Origin of the sequence: Kitasatospora sp. MBT63 (assembly GCF_000710465.2) — a bacterium.
Classification (GTDB): Bacteria; Actinomycetota; Actinomycetes; order Streptomycetales; family Streptomycetaceae; genus Kitasatospora.
In genome coordinates, this window is record NZ_JAIZ01000147.1 from 1 (window position 1) to 16,283 (window position 16,283).

Sequence of the window (16,283 nt, forward strand, 5' to 3'; positions counted from 1 at the left end):
TGCCGCTCACGGCGGCCCGGCCGAGCCAGAACCCCGAACCGCGGTCGCCGAGCAGCCAGCCGTGGCCGTCCGCGCAGCGGGCCATGGCGAAGTCCTCGATCCGGGCCGCGACCGCACCCGTCCCGGCGATCAGCGCGGTACCGGTCGGACTGGCAGTGCCGGCCGCGTAGGCCAGCTCGACGTCGCCGGTCAGCCGGGGCGGGTGCGGGAGCCCGGCGGCGGGCCAGAGACCGTCGAGCGCCGACGTGCCGGCCACCCCGCCCGCCACCCCGCCCGCCATGCCACCGGCCAGGCCGAGCACCCCGGCGGCCACGTCGGCCGGGTCGACGTCGGCGAGCGCGGCGCGCAGGGTCTCGCCGATCGCCCGGACGGCGGCGGGTTCGCCGTTGGAGACGGGGTTGCCCCCGGCACCGCGGGCCGTACCGAGGATGCGGCCGGTGAGGTCCGCGACCAGGACCCTGGTGGTGGAGCCGCCGACGTCCAGGCCGAGGACGAGGGGGCCCGTCGTCACGAGGCGCGCCGGATGCGGCCGGCGTAGCGGGCCTCCAGGGCGCGGTTGTGCTCGTCGCCGCCGGGGATGTTGGCCGAGAGGTAGACCGGCGGGACGCCGCCGCCGTCCTCGATCCGGCGGATCACCTCGGCGACGATCTGCTGGGCGAGCAGGGCGGCGGTGATCGAGGAGATGCCGCAGGCCTTGCCGCCGCCGGCCATCGGGAGCACGGCGTCGCCGTACGGGGCCGCGTTGTCGAGGACGACGTCGGCGAGGTCGCGCAGGCGCAGCCCGGACGGGTGCTTGGGCTCGACCCGGGCGGTGTGCTCGGCGGAGGTGATGACGATCAGCGGGTGGCCGTGGCGCTTGGCGAGGTGCGCGAGTTCGACCACGCAGCCGTTGACGCCGGAGTTGGAGGCCAGCACGAAGACGTCGGCCGGGTGCGGGGCGGTGAGTTCCCACAGCAGGGCGGCGGACTCGGTGCCGCGCTCCAGCTGCGGGCCTTCGAGGATCTCGACCGGGCGGCCGCCGCGCAGCACCACGTCGCGCAGGGCGATCCGGTTGCTGGGGACCAGGCCCCCGGCGCGGCCCGCGATCTCCATCGCCAGGGCTTCGGAGTGTCCGGTGCCGAAGGCCTGTACGACGCCGTCGGCGGCGAGGGCGGCGACGATCAGCTCGGCCGCGGCGACCACCCCGTCGGCCTGCTCCTTGGTGACACGATCGATGGCGGCGTGGGCGGCGGCCGCGAAGTCGGCAGCGGAAGGAGAGGGCACGTCAGGCTCCTTGTGGTGGTCGGCTGGTGGACCACTATTGGGGCGCGTGCGACCCGCTGTCAATGAGTGGACTAGACCAATTGGGGGACAGTTGCAGAGCGGTCCGCACTGCCGCGGGAACAGACCCTGACCTTCCGTCACCGCCCTGGCGCCGTCCGGGCCGACGTGGTCTGCTGACCGGATGTCGAGCCTCTACCGCTACGTCGGGCCCGCTGATCTGCTGTCCACCGACCGTCCCGGCACGGCCGTCCGCTCCCCCGCCGACCTGGCCGGCTGGCTGGCCGGCCGCGACCCGGACGAACTGACCGAGCCGTTCACCTACGTGGTGGACCTCGACGGTGTGCTGCGGCTGGCGCCCCGCCGCAGCGAGCACGTGGGCTGCGCGGCCGGAGGCCCGGTCCGGGCCGCGGGCGAGATCACCTTCGTCCGGGAACGGGACGGGTGGGCCGCCGGGGCGGTGACCAACCAGTCCACCGGGTACTGCCCGCGGCCGTCCTGCTGGCCGGAGGTGGCCGCCGCGCTCGACCGGGCCGCGGTGCCGCACGGGGACGACCTCGAGCACGCCTTCGAGTTCCGGCGCTGCCCGGGCTGCGGGCAGGTCAACGTGGTCCGGGAGGAGGAGTTCGACTGCGCCGTCTGCGGGCACCCGCTGCCCCGGGACTGGAACGTGGACCGACCGGACCCGGCCGAGCTGGTCGGCCGGCGGATCACCGGGGTGACCGGCGCCTGGTTCCGGTGGGACGGCACCGCGCCGCAGGGCCCGCTCCACCTCTGGCTCGGCTTCGAGGACGGCCTGCCGGTCCGGCTGACGACGGCCGGCGGCCTCCTGGAGGTGGCCCGCGACCAGCCGTTCGAGGCGTTCCGGGTCCCGGAGGAGGGCTGGGCGTGGGAGGTACGGCCCTGGCCCGCCGCCGGCCCACTGCTCGGGGCGTACGTCACCGCCGCGCGGGAGGAGCTGGACGAGGAGGGCCGGCGAACGCGTCCGGTGGTCGAGTGCGGTGGTGCCCGGCTCGACGTCCTCGGCCGGGGCGGTGACCTGGTGGCGGAGGTCAGCCCCGGTTGAAGCGGCCGAGGAGCTGGTGGCGCCAGAGCCACCAGGGCAGGCGGCGGCGCGGGACGTAGGCCCACAGGTCGTCGTCGGCCTCGTTGCCGCGGGGCACGGTGCGTAGCAGGTCGAGACAGGCCGCGTCGACGGTGCCGTGCAGGCGGGCGGTGTGCGCGAGCGCGGTGACGGCCTGCGGCCGGGTCGCCGGGACGGCCAGCGCGCGGGCGATCCGGGCGAGCACCGCGTCCGGGTCGGGGTTGGTGACGGCGAGGCCGATCAGGGCGGTCCCGGCGTTGGGGTCCTGCCGGTCGAGGGCTGCGTCGACCTCCTCGGGGCGGTCGGTGCCCATCAGTGCGGAGGTGGAGGACCAGTCCATGCCGAGGCCGGCGGCGGCCCGGTCGAGCAGGAACTCCTGCCGGCCCGCGGCCGGTGGCGCCCCCGTCCGGCAGTCGTCGAGGTAGGCCCATACCCGGGCGGCTCCGCCCCTGGCGGCGGCCAGTTCCCGGCAGGCGGCGAGCAGCTCCGCGTCGTCCTCCAGGTGTTCGAGCCGGGCGAACTCGCCCGCCACGGTGTCCAGGTCGCAGCGGCGCAGGAAGGCCAGCCAGCGGGTGTCGTCGGCGTCCAGCCGGCCGGTGGCGTGGGCCCACGCCAGTTCGCCGGCGTCCAGCGCGGCGGCGTATCGGGCCAGTTCAGCGAGGTCGGAGGGCATCGGACGACGATATCGCGACGGCCCGGACGGGTGGGACCGCAGGCCGGTCCCACCCGCGGCCGGTCAGCCGTGCAGGTAGACGATGCCCAGCTTCTCCAGCCGCCAGTGCTGGTTGTCGGCGCCGCTGTCGGCGGCCAGCTCGACCAGCGGGTTGCCCCCGCCGTCGGTGTCGCCGGAGGCCGCCGCGACCTTGCCCTGGTCCATCGAGTCGGCGAGCTTGTAGGTGCCGTCGCCGGCCGGCTTCAGCACCCAGTGCTGGTTCCCGCCGCCGTTGCAGCGCCACTGGACCAGCCGGGTGCCCGGCGCGGTGGAGGCGCCGGTGGCGTCCAGGCACATGTCCCGGTTGCCGCTGAAGTCCAGCTCGTAGCTGCCGTCGGACTTGATCTCCAGGACGAAGGACTGGTTCAGGCTGCCGGCCGCCGGATAGACGATGGCGCTGCGGCCGTTGGTCGCGTCGCCGTACGTCCCGCCGCCGGCGAAGTCCAGCACCTTGCCGGTGGCCGCGTTGGTCAGCTGGTACCAGGAGCCGTCCTCGGGCGTGTCCGGGAACGGCCGGCCGGGGGTGAGCGCCGTGATCGAGGTGGTGTTCTGCTGGTTCAGGCTGCAGAACGCCTGCTCCAGCGCGGGCTGCTGGTAGAACTGGGCCAGGCAGCGGGCCTCGCCCTGGTAGCCGGCGACCCGCAGGTGGTACGACTGGCGGACCATGTTCATGCACACGCCGGGGATGCCGATCTCCTGGTCACAGCCGTTGCGGGTGCGCTCCGAGAGGTCGATCACGTCACCGTTGGTGTACTCGTACGGCGAGCTGGTCCACGCCGCGCAGACCTCGTGGCCGTAACTGACCCGGCGCTGGTCGAGGTAGCGCACCCCCGGCACCTGGGTGGCGGACTGCCGCAGCGCGTCGCTGAGCATCGGGACCACCAGGTTGTGCCCCCAGGCCAGGTCCTCGGGGAAGGCCGGGCAGCCGTCGGCGACCTTGCCGACGTAGTCGTTGCGCCGGATGTCCGGGGTGATCGGCGTGAAGTACGACTGGTAGACCAGCTGGTACGAGGAGTCCTGGTAGCCGGCCCGGCGCATGGTGTTGCGGATGTCGGTCAGCGCGGCGATCACCTTGGGCTTGACGCCCTCGGCCCGGCGGGCGATCTCCGGGGTGCCGATGGTGTCGCGGCAGCCCTGTGACTTGGGGATCGGGAAGTACTGCGCCAGGCAGCTCAGCATGATGCCGCTGAAGTCGAAGTCGTCGTTGGCGCCGATCGTGACGACCACCATCTTGACGTCGTACTGGCCTGCCACCTGCGCGAGTTGGGCGTCCTGCTTGGGCTCGCCGAAGTCACCGCTGCCGCCGCCGGTGATCTTCGCCAGCTCCGGGTCGCTGACCAGGTCGCCGGTCTGCGCGCCGGAGCAGGCCAGGTCGACCGGCGTGAGCCCGGCCAGGCCGGTGGCGAAGATCTCCGACCTGGTGCTGCGGTGGCAGTAGTTGGCGGGGGTGTCGGTGCCGGGGACGTAGTCGTCGCCGGTGTCGGTGCCGGCACCCTCGCCGGAGATCGCACTGTCCCCGAGGGCGACGATCGCGGGGAGCCGGTCCGCCCGGGCACCCGCCGGCGCGTCGGCGGCGGTGGCGCTGGGCATCGCGCCGAGCCCGAGGGCAAGGGACAGTCCGGCCGCTGCCAGCAGCGCCACCGGCCTGCCCCTGTGCAGACCTGACAGTCGAGACCTGATCACGCATGACTCCTTGAGGGGTGGGGGCCACTCGGCGTGCGCCGGGCGGCGCGGAGCATGGAGCGTGGAACGGCGCCCGCCCGGGCCGAGGTGGGGGTCGACGGCCGACGGGCGGGAGACAGAACATGAGTCAGGCTCATATGTTAGGTACTGACAAGTAACGCAACAAGGGTCACGACAGCCGGAACTCCGGACACGGCAGGGCCGCCGCTCCGCGTCTCAGGAGGGGGAGAGACGGAGCAGCGGCCCGGATGCTGCGGAATCGACCAGCAGGCCGGCTACGGCCTGGGGGCCTGTGTCAGCCGACGTTGGCGCAGGAGTTGCCGAACGCCGGGTTCAGCAGGCCGATGATGTCGACCGAGTTGCCGCACACGTTGACCGGGATGTGCACCGGCACCTGGAGCTGGTTGCCGGAGGCCACGCCCGGGGAGCCGGCCGTAACGCCCTCGGCGCCCGCGCTCGCGGCAGCGGAGCCCGCACCAGCCGCAACGATGCCGACGACGGCGGCGCCGACAGCGGCAGCCTTCTTGACGCTCATTTGAGTCTCCTCGAAAAATCAGATCTTCCAATTGCCGTGCAGCATGGCCCAGCACGGAAGGGCACAGGGCGTGCACCACTCCCAACGAAGGCCCGATGCTCCAGTTGCGCCACCCCCGGCACATTCACCCGGTTGCACCAATGAAGGCATTCGGGTGATCAACCGGCCCGGCCGTTTCCCGGCGGCCGCTGTCTCGTTCTCCCTGGCGAAACCCGCTCCAACCGGTGCTCGCCCTCGGGCGAAGAAATGAGACCTCCCATGCGCAAGCTCGCCTACGGCGCGTTCGGTTCCGCCGCGGCCGCGGCCCTGCTGCTCGGTGCGGCCGGCGGTGCGTCCGCCAGCGCCGGTGCCGAGGGTGTCGTCGCCGGCTCGCCCGGCGTCCTCTCCGGCAACTCGCTCCAGGTGCCGGTGCACGTGCCGGTCAACCTGTGCGGCAACACCGTGGACATCGTCGGCCTGCTCAACCCGGCGTTCGGCAACTCCTGCCTGAACGCGGGCTGATCCCCCGAGCGGGCCGGCCCGTACCGGCACCGCCGTCACCGGCACCGCCCTACGGACCGGCCCGCCGCGGCCCCCGGGGACCTCGACCCCAGGAGAGCGCGCGGACGCCAGGACTGCCCCCGAACAACACGACGCGGCCGACGGCCCGTCAATTCGGGCTTGATTCCTGGTCCTTCGAAACACTCTCCTGGACGCGCCGGAGTGCGGTTGTCTCTCGGCCGTGCGAGAAATGACCGCGAGGCGCACCACTGCGCGGCCCGCCTCCGCCCACGCCACGGGCGACACGCAATCCCTGAGCCGCGTGAGTGACAATCACGGCGCATCCAGAAGCCAGCGGGCGATGATTCTGATTCGCCCGGCACCCGGCCGCCCACGGCCGGGCAGAAAACGGAGGAAGAACCCTATGCGCAACTTCAAGAAGGCTGCCGCCCTCTCGCTCGCCGCCGCGGGCCTGGTGCTCGGTGCGGCCGGCGGCGCGTCCGCCAGCTCGGGCGCCGAGGCCGTCGTCGCCAACTCCCCCGGTGTGCTCTCCGGCAACTCGATCCAGATCCCGGTGCACATCCCCGTGAACGTCTGCGGCAACTCGATCGGCGTCATCTCCATCCTCAACCCGGCGTTCGGCAACTCCTGCGCCAACGTCGGCTGACGCAGCTGTGCCCGCGCCGCACCACCCGCCCGGGTGGTGCGGCGCACCCCTCCCCGTGCTTGATCTAGGAGATCAACTCCCATGCAGAACGTGAAGAAGGCCGCCCTCCTCTCCGCCACCGCGGCCGGCCTGGTGCTCGGTGCCGCCGGCGGTGCGGCCGCCAGCGCCGGTGCCGAGGGCGTCGTCACCAACTCGCCCGGCGTGCTGTCCGGCAACTCGATCCAGATCCCGGTGCACGTCCCGGTGAACCTGTGCGGCAACTCGATCAACGTGATCGGCGCCCTGAACCCGGCGTTCGGCAACTCCTGCGCCAACGTCGACATCCCGCACACCGACTCGGCCCCCGTGATGGACGAGGACTGCTGATCACCCGCTGATCCGGCCCCGCCTCGCGTCGCTGCCCCCCGGCCCTGGCCGGGGGGCAGCTCGCGTCGGCCCGCCCCGGCGCGACACGCCCAACCACCAGCACCCACCGAAGGGTTGATTCCGCATGGCACTCAAGACGACCGGCACCGGCGCGCTGGCCGCGATCGGCGCGGCGATGCTGCTGGGGGCCGCCGCCCCCGCCGCGCAGGCCGCCCCCGTGGAGCCGGCCGGCGGCCTGCCCGTGCCCCAGCTCCCGGCCCCCCGGCTCGCCCCGACCGACCTGGGCCAGGCCATGGAGGGCACCAGCAGCGGCCTCGGCTACGCCGTCGCGCCGGTCAAGACGCTGCGGCTGGACCCGTGGGCGCAGTCCTCGGCCGACTTCCTGAACAACGGCGTCGGGGTCCAGCCCGACAACGGCCTGCCCGCCATCGGCACCGGCACCCTGACCGGCCCGCTGACCGCCGGCGGCGGCGCCAAGGACCTCCCGGCCGTCGGCCCGCTGCTCGGCGCCCTGCCGGGCTGAGCCCGCCGCCGACGCCCGTACGACGGAGCCCGGCACCGCCCCGAGGGGTGGTGCCGGGCTCCGTCACGGGGCGGCCCCGGCGGCGGACGCTGCCGGGCGCGCCGGCGCCGGGGCTCAGGCCTCGACGTCCTGGTTCAGCACGCCGTCCACGCTGGTGCCGGCCGCCTCGGTGAGCGCGCGCAGGGTGTCGACCGCGGAGACCGGCTTGTCGTCGCCGCCGAGCGAGGCGCTGGCGCCCGGTACGGCCTGGACGCCCTCGGTCACCAGCCGCGGGTCGAGCTCCCCGAAGGCCAGCATCCCGTCCGCCAGTTCACCGCTGTGGTCGCCGAGGTAGGAGACCGGCTGGCCGAGTTCGAGCGCCGGGCCGGCCGCGTGCAGCGGGGCCGAGGGCGCGTCCAGGCCGAGGGTGCCGGGGGTGACGCCGTCGGCGGCGGCGGGCAGCGGCAGGGTGGTCTTCAGGGCGGGCCCGACCTTGCCGGCGGCCAGCGAGGGGATCACCTGCTCGGGCATCAGCTGGTGGCCGGCCTTCGGCGGCGGCGGCATCAGCGGGGAGGTCGGGATCGCCCCGGAGACCTCCCCGCCCTCGGCCAGCACCGGCAGCCGGCTGGTCGGGGCGCTCAGCGGGATCGTGAAGGGCACGGTCCGGGTGGACAGGCTGTCCTCCAGCGAGGCGACCTCCTCGGGCGTCATGGGGGTTGCCGCGGCCGCGCCCTGGGAGGCGACGACGCCGGCGCCGACCGCCAGGAGCAGGGCTCCGGTCGCCCGCTTGGAGAGCTTCATGCTGTTCACCGTTCTGTCCGTGGATCGTGGATGGTGCGTGGACCATGGGATGGTGCGTTCGGATCGGTAGCCGCCGTGCGTGGGTCCGCCGCGCAGCGGAAAGCACTCTGTCCAAACGAGCCACGCCCGCCCAGGATTGCGAGAGTTAACCGGTACGGCCTATTAATCCGACCGTCTGACACTCCTGCGAGCGATCCCCGGGACCCACCGGGCAATCCGCCGTAACTTTCCCGCCGCTGATTCTTTGAGCTGGATGTCGCAGCCAGAACGGCGGCAGGAGTCGGACCGCTGATCCGCTGGAGCCCTCGCGTCTTCAACGGTCGGCCGCATTTCGAAATCCCCCCTGACGGGCTAGCAACCGCAGACCGGGTCGCTCGTTGAACGCTTTGCACGAAACAGCGGTCAAGCCCGCCGAGACGACCGTCCCTAGCATTCAGAGAGGTATCTCAGCTCATGCTCAAGAAGACCTTCGCCTCCGTCGGCCTGGCTGCCGCCGCGCTGGCCGCCGTCGCCTCCCCCGCCGCCGCGATCGGCAACTCGGACGGCTCCGCCGCTTCGATCCAGGGCAACGGCGGCACCAACTCCACCGGCACCTGGGGCAACCACAGCCCCAACTTCCACTTCCTGGACAACCCGAACCTCTGCCTGCCCGAGATCCACAACATCGGTGTCGGCGTGCTCGGTGTCGCGGTCCCGGTCGAGGTCGACGCTCTGAACAACCAGCCGAAGCAGACCTGCGTCGTCGGCCAGAGCACCCTCGGCAGCGGCGACGGCGGCGTGTCCCACCTGGTGGGCTGAGGCCTCCTCAGGCCGACGCCGGGCCGGCCGGCACTCCTGCGCCACCGGCCCGGCACCACCGCCCCGTCCGGCACCCGTACGTGCCGCACAGATCCGGGGTCCGGCCCGCTCCCCCGGCCGGGCCCGCTCCACCGGCCCAATCTGAGCCACCGGTTGGGCAGTCGCTCCACTCCATCAGATCCGAAAAGGAACCCCAAGAAATGATCAAGAAGGCTCTCGCCGTCGCCGGTATCGCCGCCGCCGGCTTCACCATGGCCACCGCCCCCGCGATGGCCATCGGCGACTCGGACGGCGCCGCCGTCTCCGGCCAGGGCAACGGTGGCACCAACCACAACGGCACCGAGGGCAACCACAGCCCGAACTACCACACCCTCGACAACCCGAACCTCTGCCTGCCGGAGGTCCACAACATCGCCGTCGCCGTCATCGGCGCCGCGGTGCCGATCGAGGTCAAGGCCCTGAACAACAACCCGGAGCAGACCTGCGTCGTCGGCCAGAACACCGTGGGCAGCGGCGACGGTGGCGTCAGCCACCTGATCGGCTGATCTACCGGGCAGCAGCGGACGCCGGGCCGGGGGGATTCACCCCCGGCCCGGCGTTCGCCGTTTTATCGGGCCGCCAACACCCGTACGGCTGCGGTGCGTTCGGGTGACAGCGCGTCGATCCGGCGCGTACTGACCATCGGCCGTCGCACCATTGTGATCACGTGTAGTGACCCCCGTCACGCGCGCCGTCGGCTCTGTCCGCAGGGTGCCGAGAGCGCGCACAAGAGAGGACTTCTCATGAAGAGCATGCTGGGCAAGGCCCTGCTCACCACCGTCGCCGCGGTGGCCCTCGCCGGCGTCTCCGCCCCCGCGTACGCGCACGTCGCCGCGGGCGGCGGTGGCGAGTTCGTGGCGTCCGCACACGAGCCCTTCCTGGCCGGCGAGCAGCACGGCTGGGCGGAGACCAGCCACATCTTCGCGGCCGGCCAGCAGTGGGGCTGGGCGACCTCCACCGCCGTCGCGGGCGGCGCCGAGGGCATCGCCGTCATCGACTGACACCGGGCGGGACGTACCGGAGGCCGGGTCGCGGATCCACCGCGGCCCGGCCTCCGGCCGTGTCATAGGGGGTGTCGGGTGGGGATGCCGGGTCAGCGGACCATCCGGGCGGCCTCCAGCGCCCAGTAGGTCAGGATCTGCCCGGCGCCGGCCCGGCGGATCGAGGTGAGGGTCTCCAGGATGATCCGCTCGCGGTCCACCCAGCCGTTGGCGGCGGCGGCCTCGATCATCGCGTACTCGCCGGAGACCTGGTACGCGGCGACCGGCACCGGGGAGGCGTCGGCGATCTGCCGCAGGATGTCCAGGTACGCCATGGCGGGCTTGACCATCACCAGGTCCGCGCCCTCGGCGAGGTCCTGCTCCAGCTCGCGCAGCGACTCGCGGGCGTTGGCGGGGTCCTGCTGGTAGCTCTTGCGGTCGCCCTTGAGCGAGGAGCCGACCGCCTCGCGGAACGGGCCGTAGAAGGCCGAGGCGTACTTGGCTGTGTAGGCGAGGATGCCCACCTCCTGGTGGCCGGCCTGGTCCAGGGCCTGCCGGACCACGCCGATCTGACCGTCCATCATGCCGGAGGGGCCGACCAGGTGGACGCCCGCGTCGGCCTGCACCACGGCCATGTCGGCGTACCGGGCCAGGGTGGCGTCGTTGTCCACGCTGCCGTCGGCCGCGAGCACGCCGCAGTGGCCGTGGTCGGTGTACTCGTCCAGGCAGAGGTCGCTCATCACCACCAGGGCGTCGCCGACCTCGGCCACCACGTCGCGGATCGCCTGCTGCAGGATGCCGTCCGGGTTGGTGCCCTCGCTGCCGACCGCGTCCTGCACCTCGGGGACGCCGAACAGCATGATGCCGCCGAGGCCCGCCTCGGCCGCCTCGACCGCGGCCCTGCGCAGGGTGTCCCGGGTGTGCTGGACGACGCCCGGCATCGAGGTGATCGGCCGCGGCTCGTCGATCCCCTCGCGCACGAAGGCGGGCAGGATCAGCTCGGCCGGGTGCAGCCTGGTCTCGGCGACCAGCCGGCGCATCGCCGGGCTGGTGCGCAGTCGGCGCGGGCGGACGTACGGGAACTCGGCGGACACGGGGCGACTCCGAACGGTGGAAGGCCCGGGGAGGCGGGGCCTCCCCGGGCGGGGTGTCAGCGCGCGGCCTTGCGGCGCGAGCCGGGACGGCGCTCGCTGGGCCGGTAGACCGGCTCACCGGCGGCCGTCGCGGTGTCCCGGCGGTTGGCGCCGAACTCCGCGAGGGCCTGGGCGAGGGCGCCGGCGGACGGCGCTGGCGCCATCACGTCGACCCGCAGGCCGTGCTCCTCGGCGGTCTTGGCGGTCGCCGGGCCGATACAGGCGATGATCGTGACGTTGTGCGGCTTGCCGGCGATGCCGACCAGGTTGCGCACGGTGGAGGAGGAGGTGAAGAGCACCGCGTCGAAGCCGCCGCCCTTGATCGCCTCCCGGGTCTCGGCCGGCGGCGGCGAGGCGCGGACGGTGCGGTACGCCGTCACGTCGTCCACCTCCCAGCCGAGCTCGACCAGACCGGCCACCAGGGTCTCGGTGGCGATGTCGGCGCGCGGCAGCAGCACCCGGTCGATCGGGTCGAAGACCGGGTCGTACGGCGGCCAGTCCTCCAGCAGCCCGGCGGCGGACTGCTCGCCGGAGGGGACCAGGTCCGGCTTGACGCCGAAGTCCACCAGCGCCTGCGCGGTGGTCTCGCCGACCGCCGCGACCTTGATGCCGGCGAAGGCCCGGGCGTCCAGCCCGTACTCCTCGAACTTCTCGCGGACGGCCTTGACCGCGTTGACCGAGGTGAAGGCGATCCACTCGTAGCGGCCGGTCACCAGGCCCTTGATGGCGCGCTCCATCTGCTGCGGGGTGCGCGGCGGCTCCACCGCGATGGTGGGCACCTCCTGCGGCACCGCGCCGTACGAGCGCAGCTGGTCGGACAGGCCGTGGGCCTGCTCCTTGGTGCGCGGCACCAGGACGTTCCAGCCGAACAGCGGCTTGGTCTCGAACCAGGAGTGGGACGAGCGGTGCGCGACCTGCTCCCCCACCACGGCTATCACCGAGGTGGCCGGGTCGACCGGGGCCGACACCGGGGAGGGCAGCACCCGGGCCGCCTTCAGGTCGGCCGCGATCGAGGCCAGCGTGGAGGTGAAGGTGCGCTGCCGGGTGGTGGTGCCGGAGAGCGTCGCGGAGAGCGCCGACTCGGGCTTGCGGCCGCCCGCCACCAGGGCGTTGGCGGTGGCCGGCAGCTGGCCGAGGGTGGTGCGGACCACCAGGGTGGTCTCCGGTACGCCGAGGTCGGGGGCGGAGCCGGCCAGCAGCTGGGCGCCGTCGACGAAGCGCACGTCGGCGCCGTGGCTGCCGCGCAGCGGGACGCCCGCGTACGCCGGGACGCCGACCGACTGGGCGACGCCGGGGATCACCTCGAAGGGGATCGCCGAGCGGGCGCAGACCAGCATCTCCTCGGCGGCGCAGCCGTCCAGGCCCGGGTCGCCGTCGACCGTGCGGACCACGTGCTTGCCGGCCCGGACCGCGTCCGCGACCAGCTTGGCCACGTCCAGGCCGGTGTCCTCGGCCGGGCTGTGCACCTGGACCCCGGCCGGGCAGTGGGTGCGCACCGCGGCGGCCGTCAGCGGGTCGGTGACCAGGACGTCGGCCGAGGCCAGCACGTCGACGGCGCGCAGGGTCAGCAGACCCGGGTCTCCCGGGCCCGCGCCCAGGAATGTGCAACGACCGGTCGTGGGGACCGGGTTGCCGGCCGGGCTGCCGGCGGTGGTGGGGCTCATCGGGCTCGCTCCCCCATCAGGTTGGCCGCGCCCTGGGCGAGCAGCCGGTCAGCCAGCGCGCGGCCCAGGGCCGCGGCGTGCTGCTCGGCGTCCTCGTCCAGGACGATCGGGCCGTTGGCGGTCATCTTCAGCAGCGTGGCGCCGTCGACGGTGCCGACCACGCCCTCCAGCCGCAGTTCGGTTCCGTCCCAGGTCGCGAGAGCCGCGACGGGGGCGGAGCAGCCGGCCTCCAGGGCGGCCAGCAGCGCGCGCTCGGCGACCACGGCGGCCCGGGTGGGCCGGTGGTCCAGCGCGGCCAGCTCGGCGGCCAGGCCGGCGTCGACGCACTCGACGGCCAGCGCGCCCTGCCCGGGGGCCGGCAGCATCAGCGCGGGGTCGAGGTGGTCGGTGATCTCGGTGGCGCGGCCGAGCCGGTTGAGGCCGGCGGTGGCCAGCACCACGGCGTCCAGCTCGCCGCCGTCGACGTAGCCGATCCGGGTGTCGACGTTGCCGCGGATCGCGACCGTCTCCAGGGCGGTGCCGCGGGCCGCCGCCCAGGCGTTGAGCTGGGCCGTCCGGCGCGGGGAGCCGGTGCCTATCCGGGCCGGGCGGCCCGCCAGCTTCTCCACCAGGTGCTCCAGGCCGAGGCCGTCGCGGGCGACCAGCGCGTCGCGCGGGTCCTCCCGCTCGGGCACGGCGGCCAGCCGCAGGCCCTCGGGGGCCGCGGTCGGCAGGTCCTTCAGGGAGTGCACGGCGAGGTCGATCCGGCCCTCCAGCAGCGCGTCCCGCAGGGCGGAGACGAAGACGCCGGTGCCGCCGATCTGCGCGAGCGCCTCGCGGGAGGTGTCGCCGTAGGTGGTGATCTCCACCAGCTCGACGGGGCGGCCGGTGACCCGGGTGACCTCGCGGGCGATCATGCCCGACTGGGCCATCGCGAGGGCGCTGCGGCGGGTGCCGAGGCGCAGCGGTCGCGGCTCGCCCTCGTGGGTGCTCGGTTGACCATGCATAGGATCGTCCTGGTCGTGCTGATGGGCTGACTGGTGGTTCATCTGGAGGCTCCGGCTCCCTTGCTGCCACCGGGGTGGACGGCCTGGGCGCCGATCGCGGGGCCGGCGGCCGGGGAGGCCGGGCCGCCGACCGGGGTGCCGGAGACGGCGTGCACCGCTGCCGGGTCCAGGTCGAACAGCTCGCGCAGTGCCTCCGCGTAGCTGGCTCCGCCGGGCTCGGCCGCGAGCTGCTTCACCCGCACGGTGGGTGCGTGCAGGAGCTTGTCGACCACCCGGCGGACGGTCTGGGTGATCTCCGCCCGGGAGCGGTCGTCCAGGCCGGGCAGCCGGCTGTCCAGCCGGGCCAGCTCGCTGCTGACCAGGTCGGAGGCCATCGACCGGAGGGCCACCACGGTGGGGGCGATCCGGGCGGCCCGCTGGGCGGCGGCGAAGGCCGCCACCTCGTCGGCGACGATCGTGGTGACCGCGTCGACGTCGCCGGCGCCGGGGGTGGCGGCGTGCGCGTGCGACAGGCTCTCGAGGTCGACCAGCAGCGCGCCCGGCAGCCCGTGCACGGCGTGGTCGACGTCGCGCGGCATGGCCAGGTCGAGGAAGGCGAGCGGGCCGGGGGCGGTGCGGGCGGCGACCGCGGCGGCGACCTCGGGCGCGCCGATCACCACGCCGGCGGCGCCGGTGCAGGAGATCACCAGGTCGACGTCGGCCAGCGTCTCGGGCACCTTGGCGAAGTCGACCGTCCGGGCGGCGCCGCCGAGGATCTCCACCAGGCGCTCGGCGCGGGCGGCGGTGCGGTTGGCGATCAGCAGGTCGGTGACGCCGGCGCGGACCAGGGTGGCGGCGGCCAGCGAGCTCATCGAGCCGGCGCCGACCACCAGGGCCCGCTTGCCGGCGATCTCCCCGGCCTGCGCGGCGATCTGCTCCAGGCCGAAGGTGACCAGCGACTGGCCGGCCTTGTCGATGCCGGTCTCGCTGTGGGCCCGCTTGCCGACCCGCAGGGCCTGCTGGAACAGCTCGTTCAGGCCGCGCCCGGCGGTGTGCTCCTCCTGGGCGCGGGCCAGCGCGTCGCGCAGCTGGCCGAGGATCTGGCCCTCGCCGACCACCATCGAGTCCAGGCCGCAGGCCACCGAGAACAGGTGGTGGACGGCGCGGTCCTCGTAGTGCACGTACAGGTGGGAGGTGAGCTCCTCCAGGTCGACGCCGCTGTGGTGGGCGAGCAGCAGCGACAGCTCGGCGACGCCGGCGTGGAACTTGTCCACGTCCGCGTAGAGCTCGATCCGGTTGCAGGTGTTGACCAGCGCGGCCTCGCCGACGGTCGCCGTGGCGGCGGCGTCGTGCAGCAGCCGGGTGGGGACGTCGCCGGTCAGTGCGGCGCGCTCCAGCACCCCGACCGGGGCGGTGCGGTGGCTCAGGCCGACCACGAGCAGGCTCATGACCGACCCCCGCGACAGCTGTGGATCATGGCGTTCATGCCGGCATCACCGCGGAACGGTCGCCGTCGGTGCCCTTGCCGGACCTGGTCTTGGCGGCCTCGGTCTTGGCGGGCTCGCCCTTCGCGCCGCCCGCGGCGCGGCGCAGCTTGGCCGCGGCGGCCCGGACCGGGCCCGGGGCGCGGTCCAGCATGCCGCCGTCCTGCCCGGGCTCCTCGCCGGCCTTGCGCTGCTCGTGGAAGGCGAGGATCTGGAGCTCTATCGAGAGGTCGACCTTGCGCACGTCCACCCCGTCCGGGACGGTCAGCACGGTGGGCGCGAAGTTGAGGATGCTGGTCACGCCGGCCTCCACCAGCCGGTCGCAGACCTGCTGGGCGGCGCCGGGCGGGGTGGTGATCACGCCGATGGAGACCTGCTGGCCGGCCACGATGGCCTCCAGCTCGTCCATGTGGCGCACCGGCAGGCCGGCCGCGGTGCTGCCGACCACGGCCGGGTCGGCGTCCAGCAGGGCCGCCACCCGGAAGCCGCGGGAGGCGAAGCCGCCGTAGTTGGCGAGCGCGTGGCCCAGGTTCCCGATGCCGACGATGACGACCGGCCAGTCCTGGGTGAGGCCCAGCTCACGGGAGATCTGGTACACGAGGTACTCGACGTCGTAGCCGACGCCCCGGGTGCCGTACGAGCCGAGGTAGGAGAAGTCCTTGCGCAGCTTGGCGGAGTTGACCCCGGCGGCGGTGGCCAGCTCCTCCGAGGAGACGGTGGGCACCGAGCGCTCGGAGAGCGCGGTGAGCGCCCGCAGGTAGAGCGGCAGGCGGGCGACGGTCGCCTCCGGGATGCCCCGGGCACGGGAGGGTCGGCGCGCGGCGCCTGCGTCGGGCGTCTGCGAACTGCTCTGGGTGGGTCGGCCGATTGCCACGGTGCTCCTGTGGGTGAAGCTGGGCTTAGGCAGCCAGGCTATGCGTTTGTGAACGTGTGCACAAAGATGGTGTCCGTTTTGTCCCCGCACAGTGATGCGCATCACTCGCCTCCCGCGGCGGACAGCGCCGTCCACGGCCGGTCCTCGTCGGGCGGCGGCGGCCCGACGGGCACCTCGCGGCACAGCAGCGGGACGCCCCCGCCCGGGCGGGCCGCGGCCGCGGGCTCCAGCCGGGGCCAGGGCACCCGGGCCGCCT

19 protein-coding genes are annotated in these 16,283 nt (G+C 73.9%); 8 read left to right on the forward strand and 11 right to left on the reverse strand.

The genetic code is table 11. The annotated features are described in order from the left end of the window. The coding region (locus AA75_RS49170; RefSeq protein WP_033819480.1) for a BadF/BadG/BcrA/BcrD ATPase family protein at positions 1-511 on the reverse strand (511 nt) is incomplete at its 3' end. Next, positions 508-1,263: a sugar isomerase domain-containing protein gene (locus AA75_RS09840; RefSeq protein WP_033819481.1), complete on the reverse strand. Its 756-nt coding sequence runs from the start codon at positions 1,261-1,263 to the stop codon at positions 508-510. The genes AA75_RS09840 and AA75_RS49170, both read right to left, overlap by 4 nt. 181 nt (positions 1,264-1,444) lie before the next feature. Here AA75_RS09840 and AA75_RS53950 point away from each other — a divergent pair, with 181 nt between their 5' ends. Continuing rightward, positions 1,445-2,326, forward strand: a complete 882-nt coding sequence (locus tag AA75_RS53950) for a hypothetical protein (protein ID WP_063794321.1) — start codon at positions 1,445-1,447, stop codon at positions 2,324-2,326. Here the strand turns inward: AA75_RS53950 and AA75_RS09850 are convergent. The 3 genes from AA75_RS09850 to AA75_RS09860 all read right to left on the reverse strand — a co-directional run bounded on the left by AA75_RS09850 (position 2,313) and on the right by AA75_RS09860 (position 5,274). Next, the gene (locus AA75_RS09850; protein WP_051812071.1) at positions 2,313-3,017 is read right to left on the reverse strand and encodes a hypothetical protein; all 705 of its coding nucleotides are present in this window, start codon (positions 3,015-3,017) and stop codon (positions 2,313-2,315) included. The two genes, AA75_RS53950 and AA75_RS09850, sit on opposite strands and share 14 nt — an antisense overlap. A gap of 63 nt (positions 3,018-3,080) precedes the next feature. Beyond that, positions 3,081-4,739: an RICIN domain-containing protein gene (locus tag AA75_RS09855; protein WP_233288976.1), complete on the reverse strand. Its 1,659-nt coding sequence runs from the start codon at positions 4,737-4,739 to the stop codon at positions 3,081-3,083. Positions 4,740-5,034: 295 nt separating this feature from the next. Then, positions 5,035-5,274 (reverse strand): chaplin, encoded by a 240-nt coding sequence (locus AA75_RS09860; RefSeq protein ID WP_033819482.1) that lies wholly within the window; start codon positions 5,272-5,274, stop codon positions 5,035-5,037. Positions 5,275-5,532: 258 nt separating this feature from the next. Between AA75_RS09860 and AA75_RS09865 the strand changes: the two genes are divergently transcribed. The 4 genes from AA75_RS09865 to AA75_RS09880 all read left to right on the forward strand — a co-directional run bounded on the left by AA75_RS09865 (position 5,533) and on the right by AA75_RS09880 (position 7,310). Beyond that, a complete protein-coding gene (locus AA75_RS09865) occupies positions 5,533-5,775 on the forward strand; it encodes a chaplin (protein WP_033819483.1) in 243 nt (80 codons plus the stop codon). A 403-nt stretch (positions 5,776-6,178) separates the two neighbouring features. After that, positions 6,179-6,421 carry a chaplin gene (locus tag AA75_RS09870; protein ID WP_033819484.1) on the forward strand — a complete coding sequence of 81 codons (243 nt, stop codon included), beginning with the start codon at positions 6,179-6,181 and terminating at the stop codon, positions 6,419-6,421. Positions 6,422-6,502: 81 nt separating this feature from the next. Beyond that, a complete protein-coding gene (locus AA75_RS09875) occupies positions 6,503-6,787 on the forward strand; it encodes a chaplin (RefSeq protein ID WP_033819485.1) in 285 nt (94 codons plus the stop codon). A 124-nt stretch (positions 6,788-6,911) separates the two neighbouring features. Further along, the gene (locus AA75_RS09880; protein ID WP_033819486.1) at positions 6,912-7,310 is read left to right on the forward strand and encodes a hypothetical protein; all 399 of its coding nucleotides are present in this window, start codon (positions 6,912-6,914) and stop codon (positions 7,308-7,310) included. A gap of 114 nt (positions 7,311-7,424) precedes the next feature. Here AA75_RS09880 and AA75_RS09885 read toward each other — a convergent pair whose 3' ends face one another. Next, positions 7,425-8,090 carry a hypothetical protein gene (locus AA75_RS09885; protein ID WP_055731240.1) on the reverse strand — a complete coding sequence of 222 codons (666 nt, stop codon included), beginning with the start codon at positions 8,088-8,090 and terminating at the stop codon, positions 7,425-7,427. A 453-nt stretch (positions 8,091-8,543) separates the two neighbouring features. On the opposite strand from AA75_RS09885, the gene AA75_RS09890 reads away from it, so the two are divergent. From AA75_RS09890 to AA75_RS09900, 3 genes are all read left to right on the forward strand, one after another. Beyond that, complete coding sequence (locus AA75_RS09890; protein ID WP_033819488.1) at positions 8,544-8,888, forward strand: hypothetical protein; 345 nt, start codon at positions 8,544-8,546, stop codon at positions 8,886-8,888. A 200-nt stretch (positions 8,889-9,088) separates the two neighbouring features. Further along, entirely contained in the window at positions 9,089-9,433 is a 345-nt protein-coding gene (locus tag AA75_RS09895; protein ID WP_033819489.1) for a hypothetical protein, read from the forward strand. A 237-nt stretch (positions 9,434-9,670) separates the two neighbouring features. Continuing rightward, complete coding sequence (locus AA75_RS09900; RefSeq protein ID WP_033819490.1) at positions 9,671-9,928, forward strand: hypothetical protein; 258 nt, start codon at positions 9,671-9,673, stop codon at positions 9,926-9,928. Positions 9,929-10,020: 92 nt separating this feature from the next. On the opposite strand, the gene hemB is transcribed toward AA75_RS09900, so the two are convergent. Genes hemB through AA75_RS09925 form a run of 5 tightly spaced genes read right to left on the reverse strand, consistent with a single transcriptional unit; the run spans position 10,021 to position 16,027 of the window. After that, complete coding sequence (hemB, locus tag AA75_RS09905) at positions 10,021-11,001, reverse strand: porphobilinogen synthase (RefSeq protein WP_033819491.1); 981 nt, start codon at positions 10,999-11,001, stop codon at positions 10,021-10,023. A gap of 56 nt (positions 11,002-11,057) precedes the next feature. Continuing rightward, a complete protein-coding gene (locus AA75_RS09910) occupies positions 11,058-12,704 on the reverse strand; it encodes a bifunctional uroporphyrinogen-III C-methyltransferase/uroporphyrinogen-III synthase (RefSeq protein WP_033819492.1) in 1,647 nt (548 codons plus the stop codon). Next, positions 12,701-13,690, reverse strand: coding sequence for a hydroxymethylbilane synthase (hemC, locus tag AA75_RS09915; RefSeq protein ID WP_051812072.1), 990 nt, complete (start codon positions 13,688-13,690; stop codon positions 12,701-12,703). Before hemC ends, AA75_RS09910 begins: the two co-directional genes overlap by 4 nt. Positions 13,691-13,728: 38 nt before the next feature. Continuing rightward, on the reverse strand, positions 13,729-15,117 hold the full coding sequence (locus tag AA75_RS09920; protein WP_082526384.1) for a glutamyl-tRNA reductase: 1,389 nt from the start codon (positions 15,115-15,117) through the stop codon (positions 13,729-13,731). 34 nt (positions 15,118-15,151) lie between these two features. Next, a complete protein-coding gene (locus AA75_RS09925) occupies positions 15,152-16,027 on the reverse strand; it encodes a redox-sensing transcriptional repressor Rex (RefSeq protein WP_033819493.1) in 876 nt (291 codons plus the stop codon). Positions 16,028-16,283 lie beyond the last annotated feature (256 nt).